The following is a 10,361-nucleotide window of genomic DNA, read 5'->3' as shown; positions in this document are numbered from 1 at the left end:
CTACAGGGGATGGGTGGTTTGCTTCAAATCTTATTCGCCATCCAAGTCAAAAAAATTCCTCGCTGAAAATCCTGCCGCCACCGCTCTAACTCAATACATCCAATCAGCCCCCACTCCTCAAACCAAAACTTCTTCAAAAATTTATCTTGCGCGCTAAATATTCACGAGCTACATTTATCTCGCACTTACTTAGCGCGCAAATATTTAGCGCAAAACATCAAACCCGAATGAGGCTCACACCATGCAAACTCTCTACACCGCTATCGCAACTTCCACCGGCGGCCGTGACGGTCGTGCGGTTTCCAGCGACAACATCCTCGACGTCAAACTCGCCACGCCCAAAGAACTCGGTGGTGCCGGCGGCGCAGCGACCAACCCTGAGCAACTGTTCGCAGCCGGTTACTCCGCCTGCTTCATCGGCGCGCTGAAATTCGTCGCCAGCCAGACCAAACGCAAAATCCCGGACGACGCTTCGATCACCGCCCATGTCGGCATCGGCCAGATCCCTGGCGGTTTCGGCCTGGACATCGACCTGCACGTCAGCTTGCCGGGTCTTGAACAAGCCGATGCACAAAGCCTGGTCGACGCTGCACACCAGGTCTGCCCGTACTCCAACGCCACCCGTGGCAACGTCGATGTGCGTTTGCACGTCACCGTCTAACCGCTGATTCCCAGGCCCGAACAAGGAAACGAACATGCGCACTTTCAGTAAAGTCTTGACCGGTACCCTTTTCGCCTTGTCCATCCACAGCGCGTTCGCGGACGACGGGGTTGAACACAACACCCAAGCGTTCCTCGATGTTCTGAACGCCGGCACCGGCAAACCGATGGAACAACTCACCCCTGAAGCAGCACGCGCGGTGCTGGTCGGCGCGCAGGCTGGGGTGAAACTGACGCTGCCAAAAGCCGATGTCAGCGAGAAGACCATTCAAGTTGACGGCCAGCCGCTCAGCCTGACCATCGTTCGACCGGCCGGGGTCAAAGGTGAGCTGCCAGTGTTCATGTTCTTCCACGGCGGCGGCTGGGTGCTGGGGGATTTCCCGACCCACGAGCGTCTGGTTCGGGACCTGGTTGCCGGTTCGGGGGCGGTGGCGGTGTTCGTCAATTACACGCCTTCGCCGGAAGCGCATTACCCGGTGGCGATCAATCAGGCTTACGCCGCAACCCGATGGGTGGCCGAACACGGTAAAGAGATCAATGTCGACGGCAAACGTCTGGCCGTGGTCGGTAACAGCGTCGGCGGCAACATGGCAGCGGTGGTTGCGCTGATGGCCAAAGACAAGGGCACGCCGGCGATCAGGTTCCAGGCGCTGCTGTGGCCGGTGACTGACGCCAGCTTCGAGACGGCGTCCTACAACCAGTTTGCCGAGGGGCACTTCCTCACCAAAAACATGATGAAGTGGTTCTGGGACAACTACACCACCGACGCCAAACAGCGTAACGAGATCTATGCCTCGCCGCTGCGGGCGACGACTGCTCAACTCAAGGGCCTGCCACCCGCGCTGGTGCAGACGGCGAGCGCCGATGTCCTGCGCGATGAGGGTGAGGCCTATGCCCGCAATCTCGACGAAGCCGGGGTGCCGGTTACCTCGGTGCGTTACAACGGCATGATCCACGACTACGGCTTGCTCAATGTGGTGAGCCAGGTGCCTGCGGTGCGTTCAGCGATGCTTCAAGCGTCCGAAGAGCTCAAGCAACACCTGAAGAAATAACGCACCGCCGCTCCCACAAGGGTTCATTGCTGGACCTGAAACTGCAGGCACAAAAAAGCCCGACTCAATGGTCGGGCTTTTCATTCCTGAAGCAGTGCTTATTTAGCACGGCCTTTGTAGGAACCGCCTTCGCGGGTATCGATCTCGATCATGTCGCCGATTTCGATGAAGTCAGCAACCGACAACTCGGTACCGTTCTTCAGTTTGGCAGGCTTCATCACCTTGCCGGAAGTGTCGCCGCGAGCGGAACCTTCGGTGTAGTCAACCTGACGCACGATAGTGGTCGGCAGTTCTACGGAAACCAGACGCTCTTCGAAGAAGATCGCTTCGCAAACATCGGTCATGCCTTCTTCAACGAAAGGCAGAACGGCTTCGATGTCTTCAGCGTTCAGTTCGTACATGGTGTAGTCGGTAGTGTCCATGAACGTGTAGGAGTCGCCGCTGATGAAGGACAGGGTCGCTTCTTTACGGTCGAGGATTACGTCGTCCAGTTTGTCGTCGGCGCTGTAAACGATCTCGGTCTTGTAACCGGTCAGCAGGTTTTTCAGCTTGGTCTTCATGATCGCGCTGTTACGACCCGACTTGGTGAATTCAGCTTTCTGAACCAGCCAAGGATCGTTTTCGAGACGGATAACCATCCCGGGTTTCAGTTCTTTACCAGTTTTCATTGCGAGTATCCGAATTTGGATGGGGTTTACAAAAATCTAGGCCGCGTATCATATCCAATTTAGGTAAAACTGTACCAGCGCTGCGGCAAGATCGGCCTGCAAAGCCTGTTCCAGACACCACGCTTCGGCGTGTTTTTGCAGTTCTGGCCAGTGCTTGCGGGTTAATTGCCAGTGCACGCTCATATTGTCACCCGCATTCCACGCTCGCCAAAGACCGCTGATCGCCTCGCGGGCAGGCTCGGACAAGCCTTTGGTGTACAGCGCGAGGAAGGCGTCGAGCTTGTCCAGATGGATGTCTTCGTCCTGCTGATAGATGTGCCAAAGCAGTGGCCGGCCAGCCCATTGGGCGCGGACAAAGGAATCCTCACCGCGCACGGCATTGAAATCGCAGCACCAGAGCAGGTGATCGTATTGATCCTGTCGGACGAACGGCAGCACTTGCACGGTCAATTCACCACGCACATGCACCGCGCCGGCCACCAGACCGTCCACCCCGAGCCAACGTTCGACATCCCCAAGAATCCGGCCTTCGGGCACCAGCAGATGAGTGGGCGTCGAGTCGCCAGCCATTGCCTCGAGCCAGCTGGCCAGCCCTTTATTTTCGTAGGCAAACAGCGAGATCAACTGCGCACCTTGCGCAGGATCGATCCCCAAGCCTTGGAGGAATTCTCGCTGAGCCTCGGGGTTTTGCTGAAACTGCTGACGCCGCTCAAGCAATCCGCTTTCACGCAACAAGCCACCGGTGCCCTTTTGAAACCCCGGGAAGAAGAAGAATTTTTGTACGCTCTTGTACTTCACCGACGGCAAGCCGTGGCAGCCGACGACCCAGTCCTCGGCACTCAGGTAGTCGAGATTCATCCACAGCGGCGGTTTTTCCCGCTCGGCCATGGCCTCCATGTAGGCACTCGGCAACTGGCAGGCGAACGCTGCAATCACCACGTCAGCGGCTTCAGTGGGCCGCCAGTCGGGCGTCCACTGACACACCTCGACGCCCTCCTGCCATTGCTGTGAGGCATTAATGTCGATGTCCGGGCACAAACGCTCGAAGGCCCGCAAATCATCGACCCACAAGCGCACCGCCACCGAATGTTCGGCCACCAGTTGTCGGGCCAGACGCCAGGTCACGCCGATGTCACCAAAGTTGTCGACCACGGCGCAAAAAATATCCCAGCGCCAGCAGTTTTTTACTTGAGGCATTTCAGGCATTCCAGGCTCCCGTTGGCAAAGGCGCCGATTGTCCTCATAAATTACCCCGTGCAGAAGAGCCGACGGCGATTAATCTTCATGCGACAATCGCCACTCGCCCGCGACCACCCGCCAGGAGGCAGCCATGCCCAACCGTCCCAATCCGCGCCGCCCGCTGCTGATCCAGCTCAGCGCCTTGCAACTGACGGGCAGCATTGCCCTGGGAATGTGGCTGGGGTTTATCGCGATCGCGCTGACATGCTGGCTCGCCTCTCGACTGTTGTTCAGCGAACAACTGGCGCCCGTGGCTGAAGCCGTGCAGCAACTGGCCAAACCACCGGTGGTGGCGCAACCGGTGCCGGACATTCCACCGCAGAGCCCGTTGTTCGAACAGTACGAAGAAAACCTGCGCAAGAACGAGCAGCAGCAACGTATGGATCAGGCTCGCAGCACCGGACGCAATCTGTCCAACCCGAAATGCCAGTTCTGGTTGCAACAGGACCAGACTGCGCCGAGCGAAAAAAGCCGCGCCAACGTCCTGCAATTCTGCGATTGATCAAGAAGCTCTTTATGCACAAGCCGACCGTCCACCAACTGATTCTCGACAAGCTGCGGATCGACCTCGACATCGCCGAGCGCGCCGCACAAACCGCTTACGAAACCGCGACCCACGAAGAAAACATCGCTGAGAACAAGTACGACACGCTGGGCCTGGAGGCGTCTTACCTGGCAGCCGGGCAAGCCAAACGTGTGGAGGAAATCCGGCAGTCACTGACACTTTGCCAGAACCTGACGCTGCGGCCTTACGACGATCAGCGTGGCATCGAAGTGGGCGCCCTGCTCGGCCTGGAAGATGAAAAGGGTCGTGAGCAATGGTTGTTTCTGGCGCCTGACGCGGCGGGTTTGAAAGTCGACGTGGTGGGGCAATGGATTACCGTCATCACCCCTCGCTCACCGCTGGGCAAGAGCCTGCTGGGCAAGTTCGAAGGGGATGAGGTGGAGATTCTGGTGGCGGGTGCTCGGCAACAGTTTTCTGTTACCGAGGTAGTCTGACGCGGGAGATTAATGGACCGGCAATTCGACGCCGTCGAACAGCTCTTCCAGTTCCTGTTTGTTGTGGCACTGGATCGCCTTGGCCATGACTTCGCGGGTCAGGTGCGGGGCGAACTTCTCGATGAAGTCGCACATGAAGCCACGCAGGAACGTGCCGCGGCGGAAACCGATTTTAGTAATGCTGGATTCGAACAAGTCGCTAGCATCAAGCATGACCAGGTCGCTATCGAGTTTGGCATCGACCGCCATCTTCGCCACGATACCTACGCCCAGACCCAGGCGAACATACGTCTTGATCACGTCGGCGTCGGCGGCGGTGAACACCACTTTCGGCGTCAGGCCGCGATGGCTGAACGCTTCGTCGAGCTTCGAACGGCCGGTGAAACCGAACACGTACGTCACGATCGGGTATTCGGCCAGGGCTTCCAGGGTCAGCTTCGACAGTTTGGTCAGCGGGTGGCCCTGAGGCACGACCACGCAACGGTTCCAGCGATAGCACGGCATCATCACCAGATCCCCGAACAGCTCCAGCGCTTCGGTGGCAATGGCGAAATCGACGGTGCCGTCAGCGGCCATTTCAGCGATCTGCATCGGCGAACCCTGGTGCATGTGCAGGGCAACGTCCGGGTATTGCTTGATGAAATTGCTGATCACCGGCGGCAACGCATAACGCGCCTGGGTGTGCGTGGTGGCGATTGACAGGGTGCCTTTCTTCTCGTTGGAGAATTCCTGGGCGATCTGCTTGATGCTTTCAACCTTGCGCAGGATTTCGCCGGCGGTGGTGATAATTCGCTCGCCGGCCGGGGTGACGCGGGTCAGATGCTTGCCGCTGCGAGCGAATACCTCGACCCCCAATTCGTCTTCCAGCAGACGGATCTGCTTGCTGATGCCCGGTTGCGACGTGTAAAGGCTTTGGGCTGTAGCGGAAACGTTGAGGTCGTGGTGCGCCACTTCCCAGATGTAGCGCAGTTGTTGAAGCTTCATATGAATCCCTCAAAGCAGGTAGACGCCACGGGCATCAGCGACGGTATATAACTATATTAATGGTTTGAAGAATAAATCTAGAACTTTTTTATCAAACTGCCACTATTCGTGTTCTGGTGTCCTGCCCCGTGAATGCGAGGCAGGAACACTAACGATCCCCTTGCCGACGACGTTCCACCAGCGGCACCAGATAGACCGGTACCCGAGACAGTTGCAACACCCGCGCCGCAGTCCGGCCCAAAGGCGTTTCCGCGCCAGCACCATGGCTATGACTACCTACGATCAACAAATCCACAGAGAGTTTCTGCGCCTGGTCGAGAATCACCTGTGACGGATCACCCTGAAGCACCCGTACTGCTTTGATCCGCTCCAGGTCCTGCTCTCCTTCATCCCCCAACTCTTCACGAAAGCTATCGAGCACCCGATGCTCGATATTGGCGATCACCGTATTCAGGCCCTGACTGTGAAACTCGTTCAACGACTGCTCATCGAGGTAACTCTGAAGCACCGACTCGGCGAACAGCCCCATCGGTTCAACGGCATGCACCACGTAGAGATCGGCATTGAATGTGCGCGCCAGCGCCAAGGCATGCTGCATGACCAAAGGCGCGTACAAGCCGAGGTCAGTGGCGTACAGCATCGAATGAATCATATGACCTCCTCGAGTGCCGACATGGCGGAGATTGATTCAGCTTAGCAGTGCCTTGGCGAGTGCGGCGTTTCGCGTAACGCATTGAACCGTGGGCTTAAACCTTTTGCTCGTTGCTTATGCCGTGCGGCACGTGTCCGGTGGCGACCACCTCGCGGGCCAACTCGCAATGACCGGCCTGATCATCGAAAAACACATCGGCGGCAAAGGCTTCGAGAAACGCTGACTTGGTCAGGCCGCCGAGAAACAGCGACTCGTCCAAACGAATGTCCCATTCGCGCAAGGTACGGATCACTCGCTCATGGGCCGGCGCCGACCGCGCGGTCACCAGTGCGGTGCGGATCGGACAGGCGTCTTCCGGGAACTCCCGTTGCAGCAAATTCAGGGCGGCGAGGAAGCCTTTGAACGGCCCGCCGCGCAGGGGCTCGCGGGCAGCCTCACGCTCGCTGGCCTGAAACGCTTCCAGGCCACCGGACTGATAGACGCGCTCCGATTCGTCGGAAAACAGCACCGCGTCACCATCGAAAGCAATGCGCAATTCATCACTGGCCGCACGGCTAGCGCCACCCGACAGAATGGTCGCCGCGGCGAACCCGGCATCCAGCGCACTGCGCACGTCTTCGGCATGCGTCGAGAGAAACAGGTCACAGCCGAAGGCCTTGAGGTACGGATAAGGACTGCGCCCGCCGACAAACGCCGCGCGGGAAATCGCCAGGCCATAGTGGTGGATCGAATTGAAAACCCGCAGGCCGGTGTCGGCACTGTTGCGTGACACCAGGATCACCTCGACCCGGGCGCGGCCAAGGCTGGCGTTCAAGTTAAGGAGTTTCTGTACCAAGGGAAATGCATCACCGGGCTCGAGGATTTCGTCTTCGTGTTCGATCTGATATTGCCGATAGGCTTCGACGCCGCTCGACAGATAGACCTTGTGGCTTTCGCTCAGGTCGAACAGCGCACGCGAAGAAATCGCCAGCACCAGTTTGTCGTCGATAGTCTTTGCCATGCCCTTCCCCCTCAGGTTGATCGACTCAGGTGTTACGTCGATCGATAAAACTCAAACTGCGATACAAGGCTTCGATTCGCGGCAACTCGCACCCTGCAGCCTTGGCTGCCGCCAGTGGCCGGGCGTAAATGGCCTCCAGCTCAAGCGGTCGTTTGTGCAGAAAGTCGTGGTACATGCTCGGCCAATAGTCCGGCATTTTCTCGGTCATCATGAACAGATGATCGGCATAACCGGCCGGTACGTCGTGACCGCAGGCGATTGCTCCCTGAACCACTTCAGCCATCAGCGCCTTGATCAGTTCCCGACTGTCGGCATCGGCCATCAACGGCGTGGTGCTGGCCTCGTGCAGCACCGACAGACCGTTGTAAGGGATATTCCAGACCAGTTTTTGCCAGCGCGCCTGATGCAGGTTCGCCATGGCCTGGGAGTCGATGCCGGCGGCGCGGAACAGTCCGGCGCCCTCCTCGACAATCGCCATGCGCGCCTGCTGGTCGGTTGCTGGGCCGCTGTGATAGCCGACATTGACCGCGCCGAGCGCCTGATGAGTGATGACGCCTGGTCCGTCGCGATGGACGCAGATATAGCAGAGCCCACCGAGCACGTGCAGCGAATCGGGAAGCAACGCTCGCAGACTGTCTTCAACGTCCAGGCCATTTTGCATCAGCAGCACTTTGGCATTCGGTGCTGCGGCTTGAATGATTGTCGGTGCCAGTTGGGCGTTGTTGGTGGTTTTCGCGCCCACCAGCAACCAGTCACAGGGCGGCATGTCTTCGGCACTCGAATACGCCTGAACCGGATTCAATGTCAGCGCGCCGTGCACTGCACTGTTGAGCCGCAATCCGCACTCGGCCACCGCCGAAAACTCACTGCGTAACAGAAAATGCACATCGAAACCGGCACGCGCCAGCATCAATCCGTAGAAACCGCCAATCGCGCCGGTTCCGATAATACCGATTGTCGGTTTGGTCACTGCCCCCATCATGGCAACTCCTCTGCAATTCGACTCAACGCCTGAGCCACGGCTGCATTGAGCTCCGTGCGGGTCAGGCGCGATTTTAATGCCCCGAAAAATTCGCCGTCGCGCACCACAAACAGCGCAGGCAAATAGAAAACCTGGTAACGCTCGACCACCCCGCCATTGTTCCCGGCATCGATCCAGCAAAGCCGATCGACATCCAGATCGAGTCGCGGCAATTGCTCACGGGCAAAACGGCAACTGGCGCAGCCGACGCTGGTGAAAATGACCAGCGACACACCGCTCATCGCCAGCAGCCGTTGGTCGGCGTCGAAATCAGTCAGTTCCGATTCGACCACTATACTGGGTGGAACAATGTCAGATGGCCGACACATGGAGTCCGTGTTCATGGGACGTTTTATTCCTCACCCTGACGATGTGCCCGTCGAATTAACGTTGCTCAAACCTGAGTGTATTTCACGGCAACAGCTGCACACTATCAGCCTCGGGGGCATGGCTTGCAATTATCACCGGGCGTGGCGCCACGGTACGGCGCTGGAAGTTCGCATGCCGACGTTGAACCCCGACATGCGTTTTCTGGGCTATGTAGCCTGGTGCCTGCGACGAAAACGCGGTTATCTGGTAGGCATCGCCTTCGTTGACGAACAGATGATGTTCAGTGCCCGGATGGGCGAGCAGGTGTGCCAGATCGAACGTTACTGCCGACTGCATGATGCGCATCACGATCTGCAGGAGATGCAGGCCCTGGCCCTCGAATGGGTCCAGGAACATGCCGAAGAGTTCTCTCACGACACGGTTCGCAAGGCATTTGCACAGGTCCTGCTGGATTAGCAGGAGCATTCTCAATTAGCTTTCCCCGCGAAAACTAATTGAGAATGCCCCTTAAACCGGTGTCTGCCCATTGTCGAGCCACGGTGTAACGCGCTAAGGTTCTGCTCCCCGACGCGCTTAATTTGCTGTGCTCCGCCGCGCGGGTTCGCTGGCGGCCGGCACCCGTGACCTGACGAGTAAACGATGGCTGATTTACCGATCAACGACCTAAACGTCGCTTCCAACGAGACGCTGATCACTCCCGATCAGCTCAAGCGTGATATCCCTCTGAGCGACGCTGCCCTGCGCACCGTCACCAAGGGCCGCGAAGTCATTCGCAACATTCTTGATGGCACCGACCACCGCCTGTTTGTTGTCATCGGGCCTTGCTCGATCCACGACATCAAGGCTGCCCACGAATACGCCGAGCGCCTGAAAGCGCTTGCGGCTGAAGTGTCCGATACCCTGTATCTGGTCATGCGCGTGTATTTCGAGAAGCCACGCACCACCGTCGGCTGGAAAGGTTTGATCAACGATCCGTACCTGGACGACTCCTTCAAGATTCAGGACGGTCTGCACATCGGTCGTCAATTGTTGCTGGACCTGGCCGAAATGGGCCTGCCGACCGCAACTGAAGCCCTCGACCCGATCTCCCCGCAGTACTTGCAGGACCTGATCAGCTGGTCGGCCATCGGTGCGCGCACCACAGAATCCCAAACCCACCGTGAAATGGCCTCCGGCCTGTCCTCGGCAGTCGGCTTCAAGAACGGCACCGACGGCGGCTTGACGGTCGCTATCAACGCCCTGCAATCGGTTTCCAGCCCTCACCGCTTCCTGGGTATCAACCAGGAAGGTGGCGTGTCGATCGTCACCACCAAGGGCAATGCCTACGGTCACGTGGTACTGCGCGGTGGCAACGGCAAGCCGAACTACGATTCGGTCAGCGTCGCACTCTGCGAGCAAGCGCTGAACAAAGCGAAGATAAAGCCGAACATCATGGTCGATTGCAGCCACGCCAACTCCAACAAGGACCCGGCCTTGCAACCGCTGGTGATGGAGAACGTCGCCAACCAGATTCTCGAAGGCAACCAGTCGATCATCGGCCTGATGGTCGAAAGTCACCTGAACTGGGGCTGCCAGGCGATCCCGAAAGACCTCGCCGACCTGCAATACGGCGTGTCGATCACCGATGCCTGCATCGACTGGACCGCCACCGAAAACACCTTGCGCAGCATGCACGCCAAGCTCAAGGATGTGCTGCCAAAACGCGATCGCAGCTGATCACTTTTCGCCGTACAAAAAAACGCCGGGCAATGACCCG

General features: G+C 58.3%; 13 protein-coding genes. 6 read left to right on the top strand and 7 right to left on the bottom strand.

Annotated elements, in window-relative coordinates:
- Positions 1–241 precede the first annotated feature (241 nt).
- Together ACQ4OB_RS21020 and ACQ4OB_RS21015 are read left to right on the top strand one after the other, a co-directional pair.
- A complete protein-coding gene (locus tag ACQ4OB_RS21020) occupies positions 242–661 on the top strand; it encodes an organic hydroperoxide resistance protein (protein ID WP_074878341.1) in 420 nt (139 codons plus the stop codon).
- Between the two features lie 34 nt (positions 662–695).
- Positions 696–1,712: an alpha/beta hydrolase gene (locus ACQ4OB_RS21015; RefSeq protein WP_430956375.1), complete on the top strand. Its 1,017-nt coding sequence runs from the start codon at positions 696–698 to the stop codon at positions 1,710–1,712.
- 98 nt (positions 1,713–1,810) lie between these two features.
- Here the strand turns inward: ACQ4OB_RS21015 and ACQ4OB_RS21010 are convergent, their stop codons facing one another.
- Together ACQ4OB_RS21010 and earP are read right to left on the bottom strand one after the other, a co-directional pair.
- Positions 1,811–2,380 carry an elongation factor P gene (locus ACQ4OB_RS21010; RefSeq protein WP_007899917.1) on the bottom strand — a complete coding sequence of 190 codons (570 nt, stop codon included), beginning with the start codon at positions 2,378–2,380 and terminating at the stop codon, positions 1,811–1,813.
- A 48-nt stretch (positions 2,381–2,428) separates the two neighbouring features.
- Complete coding sequence (gene earP, locus ACQ4OB_RS21005; protein ID WP_102616312.1) at positions 2,429–3,586, bottom strand: elongation factor P maturation arginine rhamnosyltransferase EarP; 1,158 nt, start codon at positions 3,584–3,586, stop codon at positions 2,429–2,431.
- 124 nt (positions 3,587–3,710) lie between these two features.
- On the opposite strand from earP, the gene ACQ4OB_RS21000 reads away from it, so the two are divergent.
- Together ACQ4OB_RS21000 and ACQ4OB_RS20995 are read left to right on the top strand one after the other, a co-directional pair.
- Positions 3,711–4,121: a hypothetical protein gene (locus ACQ4OB_RS21000; RefSeq protein WP_074878345.1), complete on the top strand. Its 411-nt coding sequence runs from the start codon at positions 3,711–3,713 to the stop codon at positions 4,119–4,121.
- A 14-nt stretch (positions 4,122–4,135) separates the two neighbouring features.
- Positions 4,136–4,618 (top strand): GreA/GreB family elongation factor, encoded by a 483-nt coding sequence (locus ACQ4OB_RS20995; protein WP_129436979.1) that lies wholly within the window; start codon positions 4,136–4,138, stop codon positions 4,616–4,618.
- Positions 4,619–4,627: 9 nt separating this feature from the next.
- On the opposite strand, the gene cysB is transcribed toward ACQ4OB_RS20995, so the two are convergent.
- From cysB to ACQ4OB_RS20970, 5 genes are all read right to left on the bottom strand, one after another.
- The gene (cysB, locus tag ACQ4OB_RS20990; protein WP_008148549.1) at positions 4,628–5,602 is read right to left on the bottom strand and encodes an HTH-type transcriptional regulator CysB; all 975 of its coding nucleotides are present in this window, start codon (positions 5,600–5,602) and stop codon (positions 4,628–4,630) included.
- Between the two features lie 148 nt (positions 5,603–5,750).
- On the bottom strand, positions 5,751–6,254 hold the full coding sequence (locus ACQ4OB_RS20985; protein ID WP_074878347.1) for a universal stress protein: 504 nt from the start codon (positions 6,252–6,254) through the stop codon (positions 5,751–5,753).
- Positions 6,255–6,348: 94 nt separating this feature from the next.
- Entirely contained in the window at positions 6,349–7,254 is a 906-nt protein-coding gene (locus ACQ4OB_RS20980; protein WP_074878349.1) for a 5'-nucleotidase, read from the bottom strand.
- Positions 7,255–7,279: 25 nt separating this feature from the next.
- Positions 7,280–8,236, bottom strand: a complete 957-nt coding sequence (locus ACQ4OB_RS20975; RefSeq protein ID WP_430956374.1) for a putative 2-dehydropantoate 2-reductase — start codon at positions 8,234–8,236, stop codon at positions 7,280–7,282.
- Positions 8,233–8,619, bottom strand: a complete 387-nt coding sequence (locus ACQ4OB_RS20970; protein WP_074878353.1) for a thioredoxin family protein — start codon at positions 8,617–8,619, stop codon at positions 8,233–8,235. Before ACQ4OB_RS20970 ends, ACQ4OB_RS20975 begins: the two co-directional genes overlap by 4 nt.
- On the opposite strand from ACQ4OB_RS20970, the gene ACQ4OB_RS20965 reads away from it, so the two are divergent.
- A complete protein-coding gene (locus tag ACQ4OB_RS20965) occupies positions 8,618–9,061 on the top strand; it encodes a PilZ domain-containing protein (RefSeq protein WP_074878355.1) in 444 nt (147 codons plus the stop codon). The genes ACQ4OB_RS20970 and ACQ4OB_RS20965 overlap by 2 nt on opposite strands.
- Before the next feature lie 183 nt (positions 9,062–9,244).
- Complete coding sequence (locus ACQ4OB_RS20960; protein ID WP_007899930.1) at positions 9,245–10,321, top strand: 3-deoxy-7-phosphoheptulonate synthase; 1,077 nt, start codon at positions 9,245–9,247, stop codon at positions 10,319–10,321.
- The last annotated feature ends 40 nt before the right edge of the window (positions 10,322–10,361 follow it).

It is taken from the genome of Pseudomonas sp. ES4 (assembly GCF_050586665.1).
Lineage (GTDB): Bacteria > Pseudomonadota > Gammaproteobacteria > Pseudomonadales > Pseudomonadaceae > Aquipseudomonas > Aquipseudomonas frederiksbergensis.
This window is presented reverse-complemented; position numbering and strand designations above follow the sequence as displayed.